This window comes from Agrobacterium sp. 5Ca39 (genome assembly GCF_055382365.1).
Genome location: NZ_AP026436.1, coordinates 1,120,946 through 1,140,462, shown reverse-complemented (window position 1 = coordinate 1,140,462; position 19,517 = coordinate 1,120,946). Strand labels below are relative to the sequence as shown.

The 19,517-nt window shown below is 58.8% G+C and carries 21 protein-coding genes; 13 read left to right on the top strand and 8 right to left on the bottom strand.

Annotated features, from left to right (window positions below; all coding sequences use genetic code 11):
* Positions 1-368 precede the first annotated feature (368 nt).
* Entirely contained in the window at positions 369-1,796 is a 1,428-nt protein-coding gene (gene mgtE, locus ACZ47E_RS05585; protein ID WP_004441871.1) for a magnesium transporter, read from the top strand.
* 74 nt (positions 1,797-1,870) lie between these two features.
* Complete coding sequence (locus ACZ47E_RS05580) at positions 1,871-2,257, top strand: MerR family transcriptional regulator (protein WP_004441868.1); 387 nt, start codon at positions 1,871-1,873, stop codon at positions 2,255-2,257.
* Between the two features lie 251 nt (positions 2,258-2,508).
* Here ACZ47E_RS05580 and ACZ47E_RS05575 read toward each other — a convergent pair whose 3' ends face one another.
* Both ACZ47E_RS05575 and ACZ47E_RS05570 read right to left on the bottom strand, forming a co-directional pair.
* On the bottom strand, positions 2,509-3,474 hold the full coding sequence (locus ACZ47E_RS05575) for a heparan-alpha-glucosaminide N-acetyltransferase (protein ID WP_278066767.1): 966 nt from the start codon (positions 3,472-3,474) through the stop codon (positions 2,509-2,511).
* Positions 3,475-3,542: 68 nt separating this feature from the next.
* A complete protein-coding gene (locus ACZ47E_RS05570; RefSeq protein ID WP_006697428.1) occupies positions 3,543-4,235 on the bottom strand; it encodes a DUF599 domain-containing protein in 693 nt (230 codons plus the stop codon).
* 501 nt (positions 4,236-4,736) lie between these two features.
* Here ACZ47E_RS05570 and cobU point away from each other — a divergent pair.
* The 5 genes from cobU (at position 4,737) to ccoP (ending at position 8,890) form a co-directional block, all read left to right on the top strand.
* Positions 4,737-5,258, top strand: coding sequence for a bifunctional adenosylcobinamide kinase/adenosylcobinamide-phosphate guanylyltransferase (gene cobU / locus ACZ47E_RS05565; RefSeq protein ID WP_004441859.1), 522 nt, complete (start codon positions 4,737-4,739; stop codon positions 5,256-5,258).
* Positions 5,259-5,495: 237 nt separating this feature from the next.
* The gene (gene ccoN / locus ACZ47E_RS05560) at positions 5,496-7,118 is read left to right on the top strand and encodes a cytochrome-c oxidase, cbb3-type subunit I (RefSeq protein WP_035208797.1); all 1,623 of its coding nucleotides are present in this window, start codon (positions 5,496-5,498) and stop codon (positions 7,116-7,118) included.
* A 9-nt stretch (positions 7,119-7,127) separates the two neighbouring features.
* On the top strand, positions 7,128-7,859 hold the full coding sequence (ccoO, locus tag ACZ47E_RS05555; RefSeq protein ID WP_003495954.1) for a cytochrome-c oxidase, cbb3-type subunit II: 732 nt from the start codon (positions 7,128-7,130) through the stop codon (positions 7,857-7,859).
* 12 nt (positions 7,860-7,871) lie between these two features.
* Positions 7,872-8,024, top strand: coding sequence for a CcoQ/FixQ family Cbb3-type cytochrome c oxidase assembly chaperone (locus ACZ47E_RS05550; protein ID WP_004441852.1), 153 nt, complete (start codon positions 7,872-7,874; stop codon positions 8,022-8,024).
* Positions 8,025-8,026: 2 nt separating this feature from the next.
* Positions 8,027-8,890 carry a cytochrome-c oxidase, cbb3-type subunit III gene (ccoP, locus tag ACZ47E_RS05545; RefSeq protein ID WP_006697432.1) on the top strand — a complete coding sequence of 288 codons (864 nt, stop codon included), beginning with the start codon at positions 8,027-8,029 and terminating at the stop codon, positions 8,888-8,890.
* 123 nt (positions 8,891-9,013) lie between these two features.
* Here ccoP and mazG read toward each other — a convergent pair whose 3' ends face one another.
* From mazG to ACZ47E_RS05530, 3 genes are read right to left on the bottom strand one after another with little or no spacing between them, the layout of a single operon-like run.
* Positions 9,014-9,859, bottom strand: a complete 846-nt coding sequence (gene mazG, locus ACZ47E_RS05540; protein WP_278066766.1) for a nucleoside triphosphate pyrophosphohydrolase — start codon at positions 9,857-9,859, stop codon at positions 9,014-9,016.
* Positions 9,860-9,911: 52 nt separating this feature from the next.
* Complete coding sequence (locus ACZ47E_RS05535; RefSeq protein ID WP_006697434.1) at positions 9,912-10,499, bottom strand: deaminase; 588 nt, start codon at positions 10,497-10,499, stop codon at positions 9,912-9,914.
* Entirely contained in the window at positions 10,465-10,773 is a 309-nt protein-coding gene (locus tag ACZ47E_RS05530) for a hypothetical protein (protein ID WP_278066765.1), read from the bottom strand. The genes ACZ47E_RS05535 and ACZ47E_RS05530 overlap by 35 nt, the downstream gene beginning before the upstream one ends.
* Here ACZ47E_RS05530 and cysG point away from each other — a divergent pair.
* The 5 genes from cysG to ACZ47E_RS05505 all read left to right on the top strand — a co-directional run bounded on the left by cysG (position 10,759) and on the right by ACZ47E_RS05505 (position 15,676).
* Positions 10,759-12,222, top strand: a complete 1,464-nt coding sequence (cysG, locus tag ACZ47E_RS05525) for a siroheme synthase CysG (RefSeq protein WP_464016910.1) — start codon at positions 10,759-10,761, stop codon at positions 12,220-12,222. The two genes, ACZ47E_RS05530 and cysG, sit on opposite strands and share 15 nt — an antisense overlap.
* Positions 12,215-12,529, top strand: coding sequence for a DUF2849 domain-containing protein (locus tag ACZ47E_RS05520; protein ID WP_004441838.1), 315 nt, complete (start codon positions 12,215-12,217; stop codon positions 12,527-12,529). The genes cysG and ACZ47E_RS05520 overlap by 8 nt, the downstream gene beginning before the upstream one ends.
* Before the next feature lie 8 nt (positions 12,530-12,537).
* Positions 12,538-14,208: a nitrite/sulfite reductase gene (locus ACZ47E_RS05515; RefSeq protein WP_006697436.1), complete on the top strand. Its 1,671-nt coding sequence runs from the start codon at positions 12,538-12,540 to the stop codon at positions 14,206-14,208.
* A gap of 10 nt (positions 14,209-14,218) precedes the next feature.
* Positions 14,219-14,737, top strand: coding sequence for a DUF934 domain-containing protein (locus ACZ47E_RS05510; protein WP_464016909.1), 519 nt, complete (start codon positions 14,219-14,221; stop codon positions 14,735-14,737).
* Positions 14,738-14,863: 126 nt separating this feature from the next.
* Positions 14,864-15,676, top strand: coding sequence for a ferredoxin--NADP reductase (locus tag ACZ47E_RS05505; protein WP_022556175.1), 813 nt, complete (start codon positions 14,864-14,866; stop codon positions 15,674-15,676).
* A gap of 58 nt (positions 15,677-15,734) precedes the next feature.
* Here ACZ47E_RS05505 and ACZ47E_RS05500 read toward each other — a convergent pair whose 3' ends face one another.
* On the bottom strand, positions 15,735-17,021 hold the full coding sequence (locus ACZ47E_RS05500) for an MFS transporter (protein WP_077986329.1): 1,287 nt from the start codon (positions 17,019-17,021) through the stop codon (positions 15,735-15,737).
* A 192-nt stretch (positions 17,022-17,213) separates the two neighbouring features.
* Between ACZ47E_RS05500 and ACZ47E_RS05495 the strand changes: the two genes are divergently transcribed.
* Positions 17,214-17,717 (top strand): hypothetical protein, encoded by a 504-nt coding sequence (locus ACZ47E_RS05495; RefSeq protein WP_004441826.1) that lies wholly within the window; start codon positions 17,214-17,216, stop codon positions 17,715-17,717.
* Between the two features lie 28 nt (positions 17,718-17,745).
* Here the strand turns inward: ACZ47E_RS05495 and ACZ47E_RS05490 are convergent, their stop codons facing one another.
* Both ACZ47E_RS05490 and ACZ47E_RS05485 read right to left on the bottom strand, forming a co-directional pair.
* Complete coding sequence (locus ACZ47E_RS05490) at positions 17,746-18,549, bottom strand: endonuclease/exonuclease/phosphatase family protein (RefSeq protein WP_278067516.1); 804 nt, start codon at positions 18,547-18,549, stop codon at positions 17,746-17,748.
* Between the two features lie 166 nt (positions 18,550-18,715).
* The gene (locus ACZ47E_RS05485; RefSeq protein ID WP_006697440.1) at positions 18,716-19,273 is read right to left on the bottom strand and encodes a fasciclin domain-containing protein; all 558 of its coding nucleotides are present in this window, start codon (positions 19,271-19,273) and stop codon (positions 18,716-18,718) included.
* Positions 19,274-19,517 lie beyond the last annotated feature (244 nt).

The window sequence follows — 19,517 nt, the reverse complement described above, 5'->3', positions numbered from 1 at the left end:
CCGCGTCCGGTCGGCGCGGCTTGTCCTTTGTCAATAACATCTTCAGAAGCGCCCATCCGCATCGGCTGTCAACGCCTTTGTTGTGCGTTGCGGTAAAACCAGCGTCATGGCTATCAACCTTGGCTGCGGAACGGCGTAAAGGGTGCGGGCGTTGTCGTAAAACAAGCGGCACGGATCGGCTATTCATGCTTATAAGCCGCACTCCGCCCGGTCCTGCCGGAGAGGCGAAGAGGAATGACGAATGGAATTTTCGCGACACGCGCGAAGCTTAGGTATTTGCAGCTATCCGGTTGTTGACAATATGCTTTTTAACGCCATTCTGCCTTCGAATCCGAGCATTGCGGCATTTGAATACAGGGGGACGCCAGATGACAGACCGTGACGACGACGCTGTCGCGCCCGATGAATTGAAGCCGTTGGATGCCCCGTCGGATATTTATGCCGAAGATGGCTCGGTGCGTTCCGATTTTCTGACGATGGTGGGTGCGGCAATCGCCGATCGCGACCTCTTGTTCCTGCGCAAGAATGTGGCGCGACTGCATGAATCCGAACTCGGAGACCTGCTTGAATCCATTCTCCCGGAACAGCGCCACGCGCTTGTGCGGCTGCTCGGTTCCGATTTTGATATGACGGCGCTGACCGAGGTGGATGAAGGTATCCGCCTCGATATCGTCGATCAGATGTCGAACGAGCAGATCGCTGCCGGTATCGGCGAGCTCGATTCCGACGACGCCGTCTACATTCTTGAAGACCTCGACGACGAGGATCGTAAGGACATTCTCTCGCAGCTGCCCTTCACCGAACGCGTGCGGTTGATGCGGGCGCTGGACTATCCTGAGAGCTCGGCCGGTCGGCGCATGCAGACGGAATTCGTCGCCGTGCCGCCATTCTGGACTGTCGGGCAGACTATTGATTATCTGCGAGAGGAGGAGGAACTCCCGGATTCCTTCACCCAGATTTTTGTCATCGATCCCACTTTCAAGCTGGTCGGCGCGCTCGATCTCGACAAGGTGCTGCGGGCCAAGCGCCAGGTGAAGATCGAAACGATCATGCATGAGACAAACCATTCCATTCCAGCCGAAATGGATCAGGAAGAGGCAGCGCAGCTCTTCGAGCAATACGACCTTCTGTCCGCCGCCGTGGTGGACAATAACGGCCGGCTGGTCGGCGTGCTGACCATCGATGACGTGGTCGACGTCATCCAGGAAGAGGCCGAGGAAGACCTTCTGCGTCTTGGCGGTGTGGGTGACGAAGAGCTGTCGGACTCCATAGCCAGCACGTCGCGTTCCCGCGTTCCGTGGCTCGCCGTTAATCTCATCACCGCCTTTCTGTCCGCTTCCGTCATCAGCCTGTTCGATGCGACAATCCAGCAGATCGTCGCGCTGGCGATCCTGATGCCTGCGGTTGCCGGCATGGGCGGCAACGCCGGATCGCAGACCATGACGGTATCGGTGCGCGCGCTCGCCACCAAAAGCCTCGATATCAACAATGCCGCCCGCATCATCCGGCGCGAGGCGGGGGTGGGCATTCTGAACGGCATGCTGTTCGGCTGCGCCATCGGTGTTGTCGCGGCGCTATGGTTTCAGGACATCCATATTGGCGGCATCATCGCCACGGCCATGTGTCTCAACATGCTCGCGGCGGCCCTGGCGGGAATTCTCATTCCGCTCGTCCTTGACAAGTTCGGAGCTGACCCTGCCGTCTCATCCGCCGTCTTCGTAACGGCGGTAACGGACATTGTCGGGTTTTTTGCCTTCCTGGGAATAGCGACCTGGTGGTACGGAATTTCGGGATAGGCGAGGGCGGCCATAAAATTGACTTTTACGTGAAGGTCAAATAATAATGATCCGGTTAGGAATCGGATAGGCCCGTGAACAAATATTATAGCATAACCGAACTGACCCGAGAATTCGGTGTTTCCACCCGCACACTCAGATTTTATGAGGATGAAGGGTTGATCCATCCTGAGCGGCGCGGGCGCACCAGGCTTTTCCGTGCAGCGGACCGCCGCCTCATTCAGGAAATCCTGCGCGGTCGCCGTATCGGTTTCACGATAGCCGAAATCCGCGAGATCATTCAGGTCTACAAGGAGCCGCCGGGGGAATCGGGCCAGCTTGTGCTCCTGATGAAGAAGGTCGATGAAAAGCGCGCCGATCTTCGGCAGAAGCGCAAGGATATCGAGGAGACGCTGGCGGAGCTCGACAATGTCGAAGAAGCCTGTCTGACGCGTCTTGCCGAAATCGGCGTTGGGACCTGAGCACTGCTTTTTAGTGGTATCGGATATTCCGTTGACGTAACTGTCGTGAACGGCTCCAAGACTCTCCGCTTTACTTCATATGAAACGAGCGGGTTCGGCTTGCCCCGCCGACGAGAATGTCGCGGCAGCGGGATGTGGGACATGATCTCGATTTATCACCGACGTTCGCCCCCTGATCCGACCCTTCGGGCCACCTTCTTCCCGGAAAGGGAGAGGAAAGACGGCGACCGCTGACGCTCTGGCTGCCTGCGCTACTGCGCCTCAACAGTGCACTGCTGTGCCACTTCGCTGACCTTCGTCTGCTGATCCGCGGTCAGCTTGCCTTCCATCATGATGTCAAAAAGGCTTTCCGCCTGGAGCTTCTCCAGCGTGCAGCCGCAGAAGCGCTGGCACAGCTCCAGCCCGTTCGCCTGTTCGACGCAGCTTTTTTCGCAGCTTGATTTGTATAGTTCGACCTGATCGACAGGCGGGGGTGGGGCGACGAGCGACAGGGTGTAAACAAGCCCGATTAATACTGGCTGGTGGATGAGATAGAAGGCAAGGCTGTGACGGCCGGCGCTTGCAAGAAGGTTGCGAGGTGAACTCGGGCTTCGAAAGCGGTCGAGCCAGCCGCGCGGCGTGACGAATTGCGAGACCGCAAGCCCGGCGAGGAACGGCGCAAGCCAGGGCAGCAGCGGGACATAATCATTCGAACGGGGTGGCTGGGTGGAAAAGCCGATCCAGGCCAGCCATTTTGCATTGAACAGTTCGGATTGCAGATATTGCGGCAGTATAAAAGCAATCACAGCGAAAAGCAGTGTCACGGCTGCGGGTGCCCTGAGGAACAACAGTCCCACGAGGCTTGCGGCGGCAATATTATGCAGTATGCCGAAGAAGATGAAGCTGTCCGGAAAGGCAAAATAGGTGGCGATGGTGATGAGCAGCGCCGAACCGGCCACCATGGCGAAACGCTTGCCGAAGGATGGCCAGTTCACGCCCTTGCCGTGGGCGAGAAACAGGCTGAAACCCGCAAGGAACAGAAATGACGTGGCGATGCCGCGTGCGTAAAGCTTCCAGAGGCCCGTGGTTGCCGTGCCTGGTTCGAGATAACCGAAATATTCCAGATTCCACGTGAAGTGGTAGGACGCCATGGCGATGAGGGCCAGCCCGCGGAGCGTGTCGAGGACGCCTATGCGGCCTTTACGGCGGTTTTCGTTGGCGACTGTGTTTGTGTCCATGGTTTCCGTGTTTCAGCTTTCGGTAAGGCCGGTGCCTGGCTCGGCTTGGCCCTTGAAGTGCGGCTATTTCAAGGCCTGTTTTCTTCCATGATGGCGCGTCGCGCCTCGGAAAAGAACTGGCGGCGCAAGAGCGCGACAATGATGATGACCGTGCTGGCGATGAAGACATAGGGGCTGATGAACCAGCCGAGATAACCGATGGACAGAAAGATGGTCCGCAGGCCGTCATTGAAGTTCTTGGCGGCGATGATGTTCATCTTGATGACGTTCTCGGCCGCGCGTTCCGCCGCCTCGCGGTCGGCGCCGACGTCGTGCACCATGGGAATGGCGCCGAAGAGGATGGTGCAGTAGTTGAACAGCCGGTAGGACCAGCCGAATTTGAAGAAGGAGTAACCGAAGAGACAGGTGAGCCCGATGACCTTCAGTTCAAAAGCCGTGCGACCGGCATAATGCACGAAAGGCATGTCGCGAAACACCGACTCGACCTGCTCGGTCGCCCCCAGAAGGGCAAAACATCCGCCGATGGCGAAGATGGAGGTGGAAGCGAAAAAGGCGGTTCCGTTCTGCAGGCCGGCCATGATCTGCGTGTCGATCATCTTCAGGTCGCGCTTCAGCGAATTCATGATCCAGTCGCGACGGCGCTCGGCCATGGCCTGGTTGAGGCTGGCGCGCGAAAACAGCCTCGTTCCCGTCGTCACATGGGTGTAGGCGGCCCATAGAAGGATGAAAACGACAATCGCGATATAGTCGATGACGGTCATTACGGGCAGGCCACCTTGCTGTTTGCGAATCTTCGAAACCATATTGATTTGAAGGCCATGGCAAGGCAATGGCGGCGGCTGACGTCACTCCCATATTCTCTTTTGGCGTTGCGGTTTCATCATTCGGTTTAACGCTAACTTTCCGGTAACCAAGTCGCTTTATCAGTCCTGTCGCGGACGACAGGTCTGCCGGTTCCGGGTTAAGGTTTTGCGTACCGGTTCCGCCTGGTTTTTCACCAACGGCAGGGACGGATTGACAGGATGGACGTTCGCACCTAGCTTTTCTTCCGGACCGGTGTTTCCGGTATCCGGAGCATCAAGACTGATATGCCCCGCATCCTGCAGGCAGGTCTTGTTTTTTCCGGCCCGGTATCAGCGGCAGTCCGGCGTGAGCAACCGGGGGACGCCTTTTCTACGAATCGTTCCCTTCATGTCCGCCTGTCACTGGCTCGCGACCCGGCGAAGATGCCGGTCCGTTTATTCTCTTCCTTCAGGTTTCCCATGACAGATAATAACCGCTCCGTTTTCATTCTTGGCGGCGCGCGCTCCGGCAAATCGCGTTTTGCGGAAGAACTTGCCATAAAGGCGGGCGGAAACCTGCATTATCTGGCCACCGGCCGGGCTTGGGATGACGAGATGCGTGACCGGATCGCCCATCATCAGGCGCGGCGTGGCGGCGAATGGACCACCCATGAAGCGCCCGTCGATATCGCCGCCATGCTGGAGCGGCTGGACCGGCCGGACAATGTCGTTCTCGTCGATTGCCTCACTTTGTGGCTTACCAATCTGATGATGGAAAATGCGGATTTCGATGCTGCCTTCGCGGCACTTGAGGCGGCGATCCTGTCGGCTCGGGCGAAGCTGATTTTCGTTTCCAATGAAGTCGGTCTCGGCATCGTGCCGGAAAATCGCATGGCGCGGGAATTCCGGGATCATGCGGGGCGGCTGCATCAGCGAATCGCCGCCATTGCCGGTGAGGTCTTTTTCGTCGCCGCCGGGTTGCCCCTGAAAATGAAGGGCTGAAGCGGCACCCGCGAAAGCGCGGTCGACATCGCCGCACTCCAGCTTAGAGGCAAATTTCCCTTGTAAATGCGAGCCGCATTTTGGCGAGGCTGCGGCAGCTTTGCTTTCTTGATCTGGATCAAGGTCGCTTCCCATTCCCGGTGGCAATGCTCCAACCGACGCAAAGGCGCACGTCCGCTCTCCCAGGCGCATGCAGTGCCTTTCGTCGGTCGGCTTGCACGTTGGGGGAAACCAACAATGAACTACACACTGGAAACCGCGATCGTGGCCCTTGGGGCCTTTCTCGCGTTGCTCGGGGCGGCATTCGCCCATGACAGTCTTTTCGCCGCCCATATGTGGGTGCTGTTCTTTACGCTGCTGGTCAGCACGGTGCTTCTGTTGCGCCGTGTCTCCTTTGCGCCCGTCGATCCGGCCGCGCGGGCCCGGCGCAAGTCGGAATATTTCGACGGAGTCGTACGATACGGTGTCATCGCCACCGTCTTCTGGGGCGTCGTCGGCTTCCTGGTCGGCGTCGTGGTGGCGCTGCAGCTTGCTTTTCCGGATCTCAACATCGCACCCTATTTCAATTTCGGCCGTGTAAGGCCGCTGCACACGTCGGCGGTGATCTTCGCTTTCGGGGGAAATGCGCTGATCGCCACCTCATTCTACGTGGTGCAGAGAACCTGTCGGGCACGCCTGTTCGGCGGCGATCTCGGCTGGTTCGTGTTCTGGGGCTACAACCTCTTCATCGTCATGGCCGCCACCGGCTATCTGCTCGGCATAACGCAGGGACGCGAATATGCGGAGCCGGAATGGTATGTCGATATCTGGCTGACGATCGTCTGGGTTGCCTATCTCATCACGTTCCTCGGCACGATCCTGACACGCAAGGAGCCGCATATCTATGTGGCGAACTGGTTCTACCTGAGCTTCATCGTGACGATTGCCATGCTGCACATCGTCAACAACCTCGCCATTCCCGTCTCTTTTCTCGGCGTCAAGAGCTACTCCGCCTTTTCGGGCGTGCAGGATGCGCTGACGCAATGGTGGTATGGCCATAACGCCGTCGGCTTCTTCCTGACGGCCGGCTTCCTCGGCATGATGTATTACTTCATTCCGAAGCAGGTGAACCGCCCGGTTTATTCCTACCGCCTGTCGATCATCCACTTCTGGGCGCTGATCTTCATGTATATCTGGGCAGGCCCGCACCACCTGCATTACACGGCACTTCCGGACTGGGCGCAGACGCTTGGCATGGTGTTCTCGATCATGCTGTGGATGCCATCGTGGGGCGGCATGATCAACGGCCTGATGACGCTTTCGGGCGCCTGGGACAAGATCCGTACCGATCCCATCGTGCGCATGATGGTGATGGCGGTTGCCTTCTATGGCATGGCCACCTTCGAGGGCCCGATGATGTCGATCAAGGCCGTCAACTCGCTCAGCCACTATACCGACTGGACCATCGGCCATGTGCATTCGGGCGCGCTCGGCTGGAACGGCATGATCACCTTCGGCGCGATCTATTATCTGACGCCCAAGCTGTGGGGCAGGGACCGTCTTTACAGCCTGCAACTCGTGAACTGGCACTTCTGGCTCGCCACGCTCGGCATCGTCATCTACGCCGCCGTCATGTGGGTGGCCGGCATCCAGCAGGCGCTGATGTGGCGCGAATATGATAGCCAGGGCTTCCTTGTCTATTCCTTCGCGGAATCGGTGGCAGCGCTGTTCCCCTATTATGTGATGCGTGCACTGGGCGGCCTGATGTTCCTCAGCGGCGCGCTGATCATGGCCTACAACGTCACCATGACCATCCTCGGTCATCAACGCGAGGAGGGCGCCAGCAAAGGCGCGGCTCCTTCGCTGCAGCCCGCTGAATAGGAGGGGCCGATGTCCATACTCGACAAACACGGCGTCATCGAACGTAACGCCACCCTGCTTCTGGTCGGCTCGCTGCTGGTGGTCTCGATCGGCGGTATCGTTGAAATCGCACCGCTCTTCTACCTCGAAAACACCATCGAGAAGGTGGAAGGCATGCGGCCCTACACGCCGCTGGAACTGGCCGGGCGCAACATCTACATTCGCGAGGGATGTTATGTCTGCCACAGCCAGATGATCCGTCCGTTCCGCGACGAGGTGGAACGTTACGGGCATTACAGCCTGGCGGCGGAATCCATGTACGACCATCCGTTCCAGTGGGGTTCGAAGCGCACCGGGCCTGACCTGGCGCGCGTGGGTGACCGTTATTCGAACGAGTGGCACGTGCAGCATCTGGCTGATCCACGCTCGGTGGTGCCGGAATCGATCATGCCGTCCTATGCCTTCCTCAAGACAACGCCGCTCAAGATCACTGACATCTCCATGGAGCTGAAGGCCAACCGTGCTGTCGGTGTGCCCTATAGCGACGAGATGATCGAGAAATCCGCGGCCGATCTCGCCGCCCAGGCGGACCCGAATGCGGATTCGTCGGAACTGCTGGCGCGCTATCCCAAGGCCAAGGTCGGCGATTTCGACGGCGATCCGGCAAAGCTCACGGAAATGGATGCGCTGGTCGCTTATCTCCAGATGCTCGGCACGCTGGTCGATTTCTCGACCTATGACGATGCCGCCGGTTACCGGTGAGGAGGCGGAACGATGGAAACCTACACGGCCATGCGCCACTTCGCCGATAGCTGGGGCCTGCTTGCCATGACCCTGTTCTTCGCCGGCGTCGTCATCTTCACGCTTCGCCCAGGCTCGAAAAGGGCCGCGGACGATGCGGCCAGCATTCCGCTCAGGGAGGACTGAACATGTCCGAAAAACACATCGATAAAATCAGTGGCGTCGAAACCACCGGCCACGAGTGGGACGGTATTCGCGAATTGAACAACCCCATGCCTCGCTGGTGGGTGTGGACATTCTACGCCACGATTGTCTGGGCCATCGGCTACACCATCGCTTTTCCGGCATGGCCGCTGATTTCAGGTGCAACCCAGGGCGTCCTCGGCTGGAACAGCCGTGCCGAAATCGCCGCGGACCTGGCGGATGCCAGACAGTCTCAGAGCATCTATGTCGACAAGATCGCCAATTCGTCGCTTGCCGACATCCAGGCGGACCCGACGCTGATGCAATTTGCCCTTTCGGGCGGTGCTGCCGCTTTCAAGGTCAATTGCATTCAGTGTCACGGTTCTGGCGCGGAGGGCGGGCAGGGTTATCCCAACCTCAATGACGACGACTGGATGTGGGGCGGCAGCGTCGATGACATCTATACGACGGTGAAGCACGGCATCCGCTTTCAGGATGATCCAGACACACGTGCTTCGGAAATGCCGGCCTTTGGCGATATACTGCAGCCGGATGAAATTCGTCAGGTTGCCGCTTATGTGTTCAGCCTCACGGGAACGCCTTCCAACCCGGTGCTGGTGGAACCCGGAAGGCAGCTGTTTGCCGACAATTGTGCGTCTTGCCATGGGGAAGATGCCAAGGGCAACCGCGAATTCGGTGCACCCAATCTTGCCGACGCCATCTGGCTGAAATCTCATGGCGAAGAGGGGATCGTTTCGCAGATACGCTCTCCCAAGCATGGCGTCATGCCCGCCTGGGGTGAGCGCCTCGGTGACACGACGGTCAAGCAGCTTGCGATCTTCGTGCACTCGCTGGGCGGCGGCGAATAAGAGCGTCTGAGCAAAAGCAGGGGCCGCATCATGCGGCCCTCGACTGTTTCCATTCTTCTTCGATGATGCAGCTCGGCTGCGGGCGGAGAAAACCGGCGCTCGAGCCGCGAGGCGTCCTGCCGCTCAGGACGTGACCTTATCGAGCGAGCGTTCGATGCGCTTTGCCGCTTGCCAGAGGTCTTCCATCCTCTCGAGGCTTGCTTCCTCCAGCGTCTCGCCATTTTCGCCGAGCGACTTTTCGATGTGGTTGAAGCGCCTGCGAAATTTCGTGTTGGTGCCGCGCAGCGCGTTTTCCGGATCGGCCTTGACGTGACGGCCGATATTGACGAGGGCGAAGATCAGGTCGCCCAGTTCGTCTGAGACCTTTTCAGGCCTTCCTTCCTCCAGCGCTTCGCGCAGTTCGGCGATTTCTTCTTCGATCTTGTCGAGAATGGGGGCGGGGTCCGACCAGTCGAAACCGACGCGCGCCGCCTGTTCCTGCAGTTTGAGCGCTTCGGTCAGCGCCGGCTGGCTGCGTTGCACTCCGCCGAGAAAGCCGGCCTTGAAATCCTCCGTGATGCCCCGGCGCGCACGGCGCGCTGCGCGCTCGCGTTTTTCCTCGGCCTTGATCCGGTCCCACTGCAGCTTGACGCTGTCGGGCGTATCGGCCTCGGAGGCGGCAAAGACATGCGGGTGTCGGCGGATCATTTTCGAGGTGACGGCATGCACCACATCGCCGAAGGCAAACTCACCGCGCTCCTCGGCGATACGTGAATGAAAGACGACCTGCAACAGAAGATCGCCCAGTTCTTCGCAAAGATCGTCCATGTCCCTGCGCTCGATGGCGTCGGCGACTTCATAAGCCTCTTCAATCGTATAGGGCTTGATCGTCTCGAAGGTCTGGACGACATCCCACGGGCAACCGGTTTCCGGCTGGCGCAGGGCTTCCATGATCTCGATCAGGCGGGAAATGTCCTTCGAGGCTTCCATATGCTCAAACCTTCGCTTGTGTTTATGCCGGTCCGGCCGTCCAGTTCCGCGCTTAATTCAGAGGAATATCGTTGCCGCCCTTCGACGACTGATAGCTGGTGGACAGATCGTCATAGGCCGCCTTGATGCGGGCGGTCTGCGCCTTCAACGTGCTCTTCAGCGGATCCTCCTCGGCTTCCACCAGATCGGTGATGAAATACGAGTTCCAGAAAGCGTTGTTGCGGCGATAGCCGCCCGGCTCCAACCCGAAGACTTCCTTCAGAATTTTCAGATCATGCGGGATCGCGAAAGCGTCGCGCGAATCCTCGTGGCTGAAGAAGGAGTAGAAATTGTCGAAACCGGCCCAGGTGATGGCGGACATGCACATGGTGCAGGGTTCGTGGGTGGAGAGGAAAATCAGGTCCTTCGTATTCGGCTTTTCGCCCAGTTCGTAAAACCGCTTCAGCGTATGCACCTCGCCGTGCCAGAGCGGATTTTCCAGCTCGTTGTTGGTTTCCGCAACCACCAGCGACAGGTCGGACTTACGCAGGATTGCCGCGCCAAAAACCTTGTTGCCAAGGCTGACACCGCGCGCCGTCAATGGCAGGATATCGTGTTCGATGACATCAAGAAGGCGGGCGGAAAGTGGCTGGCTGGTCAAGGGGGCGGTCCTTCTTGTCGCTTGTATAAAGCGGTCTTCGCATGGAAAACAGATGGCAAATTGTCTTCCCTTGTTCGGCGCGGGGGCCGGGTTTGTCAAGGGATTCGCGCTGCGCTTGGAAGCCTCCAGGCGTGCGGGAAACAGAGGCCGGTTTGTTTTCCTCCAAAACCGGGGTGTTCGAGAAATAAAAATCCAGGTGCCGGAAAGGCTTGAATTTCTGTTTCTTCAATCTTGCGCCGCGATGCGGGATATATGTCCAATGCACAACGAACATGATTTTTCCGCTGCCGGCGATCGCCTTTCAACCTTCCCCGCATTCTTCCGGGTCGAGGGCAGGCAGGTTGCCGTCTTCGGAAATGGCGATGAGGCCTTCGCAAAGGTCAGGCTTCTTGCCAATACCAATGCGCATATCGTTGCCTATGCCGACGAGCCGGAGGCTGATTACGCAGTTTATCTCCGCGAACACGGCATCGATCATCGGCCTCTTGCTTTTGCCAGCCATCTGATCGACGGTGCGACCCTGGTTTTTGCTGCAACTGGCGAGGCTGTTCTGGACAGGGACATCGTTGCTGCCGCGCGTTCCCGGAAAATCCCCGCCAATGCGGTGGACCAGCCGGAATTCTGCGATTTCTTCACGCCGGCGCTTGTGTCCCGGGCACCCGTCGCGGTGGCTATCGGCACCGAAGGGGCAGGGCCGGTGCTCGCGCAGATGATCCGCGCGCGCATAGACCAGATGCTGCCGCCTTCACTTGGCAAGCTCGCACATCTCGCCGTGCAGTATCGCGGTGCAGCGGAACAAACCGTACCGAAGGGCGCGTTGCGGCGCAATTTCTGGCGGCGATTTTTCTCCGGGGCAGTTGCGGATGCCGTCGCCGTCGGCGACGCCCCGGCCGCCCATGAGGCTGTCGACCGTCTTCTGCGGTCGCCCGAACGCAGCGAAGGCCGCGTATGGCTTGTCGGCGCAGGGCCCGGTGCGGAAGATCTTCTGACACTGCGCGCGCAGCGCGTTCTGATGGAAGCCGACGTCATCGTTTACGATGCGCTGGTGCCGCAGGCTATCATCGATATGGGTCGTCGCGACGCCGAGAGGCTCTCGGTCGGCAAGCGCAAGGGCTGCCATAGCAAGTCGCAGGACGAGATCAACCGCCTGCTGGTGCGTCTCGGCAAGGACGGCAAGCGCGTCGTACGCCTCAAATCCGGCGATCCCCTGGTTTATGGCCGTGCGGGCGAGGAGATGTCAGCGCTGCGCGATGCCGGCATCGCTTACGAGATCGTGCCTGGCATCACGTCGGCCTTCGCCGCCGCTGCGGATTTCGAACTGCCGCTGACGCTGCGTGGTGTCGCCTCGTCGCTGATTTTCACCACCGGTCACGATCTGACAGGCGATGTTCTGCCCGACTGGGCCCGGCTTGCCGTTTCCGGTGCGACCATTGCCGTCTATATGGGCCGCAGCGTCGCTGCCTCGGTGGCCACAAGGCTTGTCGAAGCGGGGCTCGGTGTGGAAACCACCGTTGCCGTTATCGAAAACGCCAGCCGCGCGGATCGCCGCCTGCTGCACGGAACATTAAACGATCTGCCCGACCTTGAACATCGCGATGAACTGACCGGTCCTGTCATGGTCATCATCGGCGATGCGGTGGCGGGCGCCAATTTCGACAGGTCCGAGGCGCTTGCGCTTGCCGGAAGGCCGGCGGACCTCAAACGGGAGTATGTAAATGGCTGACAAGGTTTTGACCGCCAACCGCCTGAGCGATGGCATTGCCGTCTGGCTCGACGCCAACGGCGAATGGACGGAAAACCTGCAGGGCGCAATCGTCGCCCGCCATGCGGAAGCGGTCGCCTCGTTCGAGGAGATCGGCAAGCGGGATTTTTCCGCCAACAAGGTCGTTGACGTTAATATCGTCGACGTTGTGGAAGAGAACGGCAAGCTCTGGCCGACGCGCCTGCGCGAGCGCATTCGCGCCGCCGGCCCGACCGTGCACTATGCGACCGGCTACAAGCCGGCCGATGCAGCATTTATCGCAGTCTGAGGAAGAATATGTACCGTTACGACGAGTTCGATCACGCATTTGTTGAAGGCCGCGTGGCGCAGTTTCGCGATCAGGTTGAGCGCCGGCTATCCGGTGAGCTGGCCGAGGACGCATTCAAGCCATTGCGCCTGATGAATGGTGTCTATCTTCAGCTGCACGCCTATATGCTGCGCGTCGCCATCCCCTACGGTACGCTGAATTCCAAGCAGATGCGGATGCTGGCGCATATTGCCCGTAAATACGACCGGGGTTACGGCCATTTCACCACCCGTCAGAACATCCAGTATAACTGGCCGCGCCTCTCTGATACCCCGGATATCCTCTCCGAACTGGCAAGCGTGGAAATGCACGCGCTGCAGACCTCTGGCAACTGCATTCGCAACGTCACGGCGGATCATTTCGCTGGCGCTGCGGCCGACGAGGTTGCTGATCCGCGTCCTTATGCCGAGATCCTGCGCCAATGGTCTTCCGTGCATCCGGAATTCTCGTTCCTGCCGCGCAAGTTCAAGATTGCAGTGACGGGTGCCGAACGCGATCGTGCGGCCATTCAGGTTCACGATATCGGCCTGCATCTGAAAAAGAACGACAAGGGCGAGATCGGCTTTGCCGTTTATGTCGGTGGTGGACAGGGGCGCACGCCGATGATCGCCAAGAAGATCCGCGACTTCCTGCCGGAAGAAGATCTCCTGTCCTATACCACGGCCGTGATGCGGGTTTATAACCTTCATGGTCGTCGTGACAACAAATACAAGGCGCGCATCAAGATCCTCGTGCATGAGACGGGTGCGGAAGAACTGGCCCGTCAGGTCGAGGTCGAATTTGCGGAACTCAAGAACTCCGAATTGAAGCTGCCGGATGCCGATATCGCCGCCATCACCGCCTATTTCGCGCCGCCGGCGCTGAAGGACCGGCCGGAAGGCTGGGAAAGCCTGGCGCGCTGGAAGCGGGCCGACGAGGGCTTTGCCCGTTTTGTCGAGCAGAACGTCGCCCCGCACAAGCATCCGGACTACGGCATGGTAACGATCTCGCTGAAGCCGATCGGTGGCATTCCGGGCGACGCGACGGATGAGCAGATGGAGCTGGTCGCCGATATTGCCGCGGAATATGCCTTCGACGAAATCCGCATCAGCCACGAGCAGAACATCATCCTGCCGCATGTGGCGCTGGCTGACCTCGAGCCGGTCTATCGTGCACTTGCAGGCGCGGGTCTTGCGACCGCCAATGCCGGGCTCATCACCGATATCATTGCCTGTCCCGGGCTGGATTATTGCGCGCTTGCCAATGCGCGCTCCATTCCGGTGGCGCAGGAAATTTCCACCCGCTTCGGTTCGCCGGAGCGTCAGGCGGAAATTGGTGAGCTGAAGATCAAGATTTCCGGCTGTATCAATGCCTGCGGCCACCACCATGTCGGTCATATCGGGCTGCTGGGCGTGGAAAAGAAGGGTGCGGAACTCTACCAGATCACGCTTGGCGGATCGGGTGACGAAAACACCTCGATCGGTGAGATCATCGGTCGCGGCTTCGAACCGGAAAAGGTGACCGACGCGGTTGAGACCATCGTCGACACCTATCTCGGGCTTCGTCTTTCAAAGGAAGAGAATTTCCTTGAAGCCTATCGCCGCGTCGGGCCGCAACCGTTCAAGGATGCGCTCTACGGTTCCGCCGCCGAAGCCGCCTGAGGAGAATGTCATGACGAAAATCTGGACCCGCGACGGCTTCGTGGAGAACGATCCCTGGGTGATCGAAACGGAAGAATTAAAAGCGGTGGCCGAGCAGAAGCCCGTGCTGCCGCTTGCCGATTTTCTGGTTCGTGCGGCCGAAAGCAACGATATCGGTCTCGGGGTGCTGATTGCGCCTGCCGATGATGTGACCCGGCTGGAACCTTATCTCGACCGTATCGAGCTTGTCGCGGTGAGTTTCCCGGCTTTCAATGACGGCCGTGGTTTTAGCCACGCGTCGCTGCTGCGCAGCCGCCTCGGTTTCACAGGCGAGGTGAGGGCGATTGGCGACGTGCTGATCGATCAGGTGCCGCTCATGCTGCGTACCGGCTTCACAAGCTTTGCGGTGACGAATGGTACGGCGATCCGCCGCCTGTCCGAAAATCGCCTGCCGGAAATTCCGGTCTATTACCAGCCGACGGCCAGGCCTGCGAGCGACGGCGAGGCTTATAGCTGGCGTCGGCGTGCGTCTCTGTGCACGGAAATATGAGTTTCTGATACATATTTCCTACGCAAATGGCAGTATTGACATTCTCATGCCTTCAAACCGGAGCAGAAATGGTATAATTGCCCGGTCGGAGAATGTCGCTCATCGAATAGAATGGACGGAACCTAAATGAACGCGCCAGCCAAGACGGAAGATTTCGCGATCAAGATACCCGATGGTGTTTATGCCGAGACGGTTTTGTCGGTGGAACATTATACGGATCATCTGTTCCGTTTCCGCATGACGCGTCCGGCCGGCTTCCGTTTTCGTTCCGGCGAATTCGCCATGATCGGCCTGATGGTCGGCGACAAGCCGATCTATCGCGCCTATTCCATCGCCAGCCCCGCCTGGGACGAGGAGTTGGAATTTTTCTCGATCAAGGTCCCGGATGGCCCGCTGACCTCCCATCTTCAGGCGATAAAGCCTGGCGATACCGTTTTGATGCGCAAGAAGCCGACAGGCACGCTGGTTCTCGATGCGCTAACGCCCGGCAGACGGCTTTACATGTTCTCCACCGGCACCGGCATTGCGCCTTTCGCGAGCCTGATCCGCGATCCCGAGACCTATGAGAAGTTCGAAGAGGTCATCCTCACCCATACCTGCCGCGATGTGGCCGAACTGAAATACGGTTTCGATCTGGTCGAGGAAATCAAGAACCACGAGTTCCTCAGCGAGATTGTCGGCGACAAGCTCAAGCATTATGCCACGGTGACCCGCGAAGATTATCCCTTCAAGGGCCGCATCACCACGCTGATCGAAAACGGCAAGCTGTTTTCCGATCTCGGCGTACCCGCGCTCGATCCGGCCATTGACCGCGGCATGATCTGCGGTTCCTCGGCGATGCTCAAGGATACCAAGGAACTGCTTGAGAATGCCGGTCTTACCGAAGGCGCCAACAACAAGCCTGCCGAATTCGTGATCGAACGCGCTTTCGTCGGCTGACGGAACACGGTCTACGACATATAAGGAGGCCAGATGGCCTCCTTTTCTGTTTGCGCCGTTACTGCCTTCCTTGAGACAGGCCATCATTATTCTGTTTAGGCGCTATCTCGTTGCGATAGAGCAGGAAAAGCCCGATGGCGATTGCCGCAATGCCGCCGCCGACAAGGTGCGACAGTGAATAACCGCCCTTCGTCACCAGCCAACCTGCGACGACATTGCTGAATGACGCGCCGATGCCTTGAACCATCATGACGCTGGCAAGACCGACATTAAAGCGGCCCGTGCCCTTCAAAATTCTCTCCACCGCAACCGGCGTGACTATGCCGAGCAGACCCGCTCCGACACCGTCCAGAAACTGGACGGGGAAAATGACCCAGAAGTCCGTAAAGGCGGAAGCGAGAACGCCGCGGATCGGCAGTGCGACGAGCGCGATGATAAAGACGGTTGAGAGACCGAAACGTCGTATCAGCCAAGGCGCCATGGCGGCGACGAAAATCATCGCAAATTGCGCGACGCCGGTAATGATCGCAGTGGTGCGGAAGGGTGTCTGAAGTTCGATGGCGAAATCCTGCGCGATCAACCGGCCCATCGGCGCGTTGCCGAAGTGGAAGACGAGCAGGATGATGGCCAGAAAGATAAGTCCGCGTTCCTGCAGCAAGACCGCGATGCCGGATGGACCGGGTTCGCCCCTGTCTTCGCCAAGGCCGCGCGCCACCTTGTGGTCGATGCGTTCGGGGTCGATGGCCGCCGTCGCGACCAGAGCACCCGCAGCGGTCAGCAGCATCAGGCCGATGATGCCGTCCATGCCGAAGAAAGTGACGACGACATAAGTCGCGAAGAGCGATGCGAAATTGCCGCCGTGGTTCCAGAACTCGTTGCGCGAAATCTGATGGGAAAACAGGCGCTCGCCGACAAGGCCGAGCGTGAGGCCGGCAAGCGCCGGGCCGACCACGGCGCCGACGACGGCCGTCATGATCTGGCCGGTCCAGACGATCCAAACATCGGGAAAGATCAAGGTGATCAGCGCGCCGATGGTCACGAGGACGACGGGTATGGCAATCAGCGTCCTTTTCCACGTCGTTCCATCTACCAGGGCGCCACAAAGCGGCGTGGCGAGCAGACCCACAAGGCCGCCGACCGTGGCGATCATGCCCAGCGAGAGCGAAGACCAGCCCCGTGTCGCCAGAAATGCATCCAGAAACGGCCCGAGACCGTCGCGGGCGTCGGCGAGAAAGAAATTCAGTGCAGCAAGGGCAAAAAGCGTGCGATCCGAGATGCCACCGCTATGCGGCAGGCCGCCGGAAGGAAGGCGGCCGTGTGGTGCCGCAACGCCTACAGTCGTCATGAAAATACTCCGATAAATATGCAGGGAATCGAAAAATTGATCGAGGCTGGCGGAAACATCTGTGCCCGCATTTGATTGCATTGGCACGACATCAGCAGGGATGTTCCGATATTTTTGCCCGTTGCGGGATTAGCTGGAGGAACGTTTAACGGCATTTGTGAGTTAGGCTTCGTGGAAAAACGGATAATCGCCATGAAGATCAAGGCTCTTGCAGTTTTATTTTCGGTCGGATTGCTCGCAACCCAGCCTGCTTACGCGGACGAGGGCGCATTTCTCTCCTCGCTGAAGGGCACGTGGGCGGGAAAGGGAACCGTAATTACCCGGATCGGCACACCGCCCATTAACGTCAGCTGCACGCTGAATTCCAACGCGGGATCATCGTCACTCAACATGTCCGGCACTTGCCGCGGTCTTCTGGTGGTAAGGCGCGCGATCGCAGCCGATCTCTCGGAGAAGGGCGGGCGCTATAGCGGCGCCTATACGGGCCCTTCCGGTCGGCCGTCCGCACTATCGGGCACAAGAAAAGGAAACGCCATCAATCTGACGGTGCGATGGAACCGCGATATCAACGGCGACCGCGTTGCCGCCATGACCATCGAAAAGGTCGGAGCCAACGGCTTGCGGCTGCGCACAACCGATAAGGACGGCAGGACCGGCAAGACAGTGGTGACGAGCGACATCCAGCTGGTGCGTTGAAGAGCTTAGGCATAGCATCTCCACTTCTTCAGCTGAATTCAAGCAGCAACGGGCAATGATCCGAGACTTCGGGCTGCCTAACGACGTCGAAATGATCAACTTTCACAGCCGGATTGACCAGCAGGTAGTCGGCATATCTGTTCTGCTTGGCGTAATGTGAGGTTCTGGTATCTGTGAAACCGCGGGTCGTGACGAGCTCGACAAGATTGAGTTCATTCAACACGGTAAAGGTTTCGCTGTCGGGCAGGACATTAAAATCGCCGCAAACGATCACCCGGTCGCCATTCTCGGCAATGTTCTTGACGAGGTTCACAAGTCGTTTTGCCTGCGCCAGGCGGGCGTCGGTATCGTGTTTGCCGTCGAGGTCGCGTAACCCGTGCATATGGGCAATGACAGCCGGCTTTCCGGTGGCAAAGTCGAAAACCCTGATGGCGTGACCGGTGCGTGACCGTGGATGATCGCCATATCCGTCCGCAGAAAAGGTCCCATGGACGAAGCCCTGTGCCTGGGCAACGATGGCGATGGACTTGCGAACGAATGTGGCCAGTCCCCATTGGGAAAAATATCTAGTCGTACCGTGCCAGAGATCACCCTGCGCCGCGGGGCAGAATATCGCGACATGATCTGGCAGGGCATCGGCGACATCGCGGAGGAAATTCGCTCTCTGCGGAAGCTCGATGCCGTGATCACGATAGGTCAACCAATCCTCTAGGGCAGCGGGCGTATGCACCACTTCCTGCAGGCACAAGATATCCGGGTCGGACAGGGAGATATAAGGGACGAGTTCGTCGTGGAGCTTTCCGCCCCAACCGTTCAGGCAGATAAGGCGCATGCACACTCCATCGCTTGATTGTGTGATCCGATTTAGCATGGAAGCGATGAAGATCAATCACACCCCGTTCTTTTTCACGGTCGGGATTACGCCCACCTGAATGAGGAAGGCCCGAATTGCTTCGGGCCTTAGTCGTTCGAGCCCACATTGGCGCTGCGGCGCTGCCTTACATTTTCGGCAGCAGCACCTTGTCTATGACATGTATGACGCCGTTGGATTGTTTAACATCAGCGATGGTGACATGGGCGACCGTGCCATTCTCATCGGTGAGTGTGATTTTTCCCATGCTTTCTTTTGCCTTGAGTACGCAGCCGCCGACCGTCTTCACGTCGTGCTCGCCCTTGTCATCCTTGATCATTTTTTCGATGGCGGATGACAGTGCATTGGCTGCAACGACGTGGCAGGTGAGAACCTTGACCAGCTTCTGCTTGTTCTCTGGCTTCAGAAGATCGTCGACCGCGCCTTTCGGAAGGGCCGCGAAAGCCTCGTTGGTGGGTGCAAAAACCGTAAACGGTCCTTTGCCCTGAAGTGTTTCCACAAGTCCGGCGGCCTTTACCGCGGCGACGAGGGTCGTGTGGTCTTTTGAGTTCACCGCATTTTCAACGATGTTCTTGTCCTCGAACATCGCCGCGCCGCCCACCTTGGGGTTCGCGGCATAGGCCGAAACCGTGCCGATGGAAAGAGCTGCAGCCAGCGTCAGGGCGCGAACGGAAAGCTTGTACATCATTATTCCTCCTTGTGAAATCCAAGGCCCCGAAAGGTGGCTCTTCCAGCGGCCGCTATCGGTTATCCGTAGCGACACAAGAGACGGAAGCCGGTCTCGCAAAGTTTCAGGCGAGCCGGAAAAAAAGATAAATGACTGATTTAAAACAAGGTCCCGGCGCGCAAACGCCGAGGGTTCGTCCTGCGACGGGACGGAAAACGAAAAAGCCCGGATCGCTCCGGGCTTTCTGTCTCGAACGAAGGAC

What these genes read in the sequence shown, in the direction of transcription:
- ACZ47E_RS05550 (WP_004441852.1), top strand. Translation starts at nt 7,872, where the DNA reads ATGGAAACCTACACGGCCATGCGCCACTTCGCCGATAGCTGGGGCCTG.
- ACZ47E_RS05570 (WP_006697428.1), bottom strand. Translation starts at nt 4,235, where the DNA reads ATGACCGTCATCGACTATATCGCGATTGTCGTTTTCATCCTTCTATGG.
- ACZ47E_RS05575 (WP_278066767.1), bottom strand. Translation starts at nt 3,474, where the DNA reads ATGGACACAAACACAGTCGCCAACGAAAACCGCCGTAAAGGCCGCATA.
- ACZ47E_RS05530 (WP_278066765.1), bottom strand. Translation starts at nt 10,773, where the DNA reads ATGTTCGTTGTGCATTGGACATATATCCCGCATCGCGGCGCAAGATTG.
- ACZ47E_RS05510 (WP_464016909.1), top strand. Translation starts at nt 14,219, where the DNA reads ATGACGAAAATCTGGACCCGCGACGGCTTCGTGGAGAACGATCCCTGG.
- ACZ47E_RS05515 (WP_006697436.1), top strand. Translation starts at nt 12,538, where the DNA reads ATGTACCGTTACGACGAGTTCGATCACGCATTTGTTGAAGGCCGCGTG.
- ACZ47E_RS05500 (WP_077986329.1), bottom strand. Translation starts at nt 17,021, where the DNA reads ATGACGACTGTAGGCGTTGCGGCACCACACGGCCGCCTTCCTTCCGGC.
- ccoP (WP_006697432.1), top strand. Translation starts at nt 8,027, where the DNA reads ATGTCCGAAAAACACATCGATAAAATCAGTGGCGTCGAAACCACCGGC.
- ACZ47E_RS05485 (WP_006697440.1), bottom strand. Translation starts at nt 19,273, where the DNA reads ATGTACAAGCTTTCCGTTCGCGCCCTGACGCTGGCTGCAGCTCTTTCC.
- ccoO (WP_003495954.1), top strand. Translation starts at nt 7,128, where the DNA reads ATGTCCATACTCGACAAACACGGCGTCATCGAACGTAACGCCACCCTG.
- ACZ47E_RS05490 (WP_278067516.1), bottom strand. Translation starts at nt 18,549, where the DNA reads ATGCGCCTTATCTGCCTGAACGGTTGGGGCGGAAAGCTCCACGACGAA.
- ACZ47E_RS05520 (WP_004441838.1), top strand. Translation starts at nt 12,215, where the DNA reads ATGGCTGACAAGGTTTTGACCGCCAACCGCCTGAGCGATGGCATTGCC.
- cobU (WP_004441859.1), top strand. Translation starts at nt 4,737, where the DNA reads ATGACAGATAATAACCGCTCCGTTTTCATTCTTGGCGGCGCGCGCTCC.
- ACZ47E_RS05495 (WP_004441826.1), top strand. Translation starts at nt 17,214, where the DNA reads ATGAAGATCAAGGCTCTTGCAGTTTTATTTTCGGTCGGATTGCTCGCA.
- ccoN (WP_035208797.1), top strand. Translation starts at nt 5,496, where the DNA reads ATGAACTACACACTGGAAACCGCGATCGTGGCCCTTGGGGCCTTTCTC.
- mazG (WP_278066766.1), bottom strand. Translation starts at nt 9,859, where the DNA reads ATGGAAGCCTCGAAGGACATTTCCCGCCTGATCGAGATCATGGAAGCC.
- mgtE (WP_004441871.1), top strand. Translation starts at nt 369, where the DNA reads ATGACAGACCGTGACGACGACGCTGTCGCGCCCGATGAATTGAAGCCG.
- cysG (WP_464016910.1), top strand. Translation starts at nt 10,759, where the DNA reads ATGCACAACGAACATGATTTTTCCGCTGCCGGCGATCGCCTTTCAACC.
- ACZ47E_RS05505 (WP_022556175.1), top strand. Translation starts at nt 14,864, where the DNA reads ATGAACGCGCCAGCCAAGACGGAAGATTTCGCGATCAAGATACCCGAT.